Raw genomic sequence first — 1,003 nt, 5'->3', positions numbered from 1 at the left:
TGAAGCGACCTCGCGAGAGCAAGCGGAACACACAAAGTCTGTCGTAGTCCGGATTGGAGTCTGCAACTCGACTCCATGAAGTCGGAATCGCTAGTAATCGTAGATCAGAATGCTACGGTGAATACGTTCCCGGGCCTTGTACACACCGCCCGTCACACCATGGGAGTGGGTTGCAAAAGAAGTCGGTAGCTTAACCTACGGGAGGGCGCTGACCACTTTGTGATTCATGACTGGGGTGAAGTCGTAACAAGGTAACCGTAGGGGAACCTGCGGTTGGATCACCTCCTTACCTGAGATACGGTGGAGTGCAGTGCTCACACAGATTGTCTGATGAAAGTAGAGCAAGACGCGTCTGCGAAGCCGGCCATAGTGTCCCCTTCGTCTAGAGGCCTAGGACACCGCCCTTTCACGGCGGTAACAGGGGTTCGAATCCCCTAGGGGACGCCATTTGCAGGATAACGGGTGAAAGGCGTTGTCGATGTTTCTTTAAGCGGATTTTCCCAATCTGTTTAGCGAGATAAGCTCTTTAACAATCCGGAACAAGCTGAAAAATTGAAACGGTCAATAATATCCTCGCGGTATTATTGATGAGTCTCTCAAGCTGAATGATCCGAGACACGTTCGGGTTGTGAGGTTAAGCGACTAAGCGTACACGGTGGATGCCTAGGCAGTCAGAGGCGATGAAGGACGTGCTAATCTGCGAAAAGCGTCGGTAAGCTGATATGAAGCGCTATTAGCCGGCGATGTCCGAATGGGGAAACCCGGTGCGATGCGTTGCACTATCGTTTGATGAATTCATAGTCAAACGAGGCGAACCGGGGGAACTGAAACATCTCAGTACCCCGAGGAAAAGAAATCAACCGAGATTCCCCCAGTAGCGGCGAGCGAACGGGGAGCAGCCCAGAGTCTGAATCAGCCGAGGTGTGAGTGGAAGCGCCTGGAAAGGCGCGCGGTAAAGGGTGACAGTCCCGTACACCAAAATGCCTCGGTTGTGAACTCGACG

General features: G+C 52.7%; 1 tRNA gene and 2 rRNA genes. All 3 read left to right on the top strand.

Annotation, left to right across the window (positions count from 1 at the left end):
- Positions 1-289 (top strand): 16S ribosomal RNA (locus D3222_RS24760); the annotation flags it as partial.
- An 82-nt stretch (positions 290-371) separates the two neighbouring features.
- Positions 372-447: transfer RNA gene (locus D3222_RS24755), tRNA-Glu, on the top strand.
- Between the two features lie 185 nt (positions 448-632).
- Positions 633-1,003: ribosomal RNA gene (locus tag D3222_RS24750) — 23S ribosomal RNA — on the top strand; the annotation flags it as partial.

This window comes from Photorhabdus sp. CRCIA-P01 (genome assembly GCF_003545805.1).
In the GTDB taxonomy this organism is placed as follows: Bacteria; Pseudomonadota; Gammaproteobacteria; order Enterobacterales; family Enterobacteriaceae; genus Photorhabdus; species Photorhabdus antumapuensis.
Note: the sequence above shows the minus strand (reverse complement) of the source record. Positions and strands in the feature narration are given on the sequence as shown.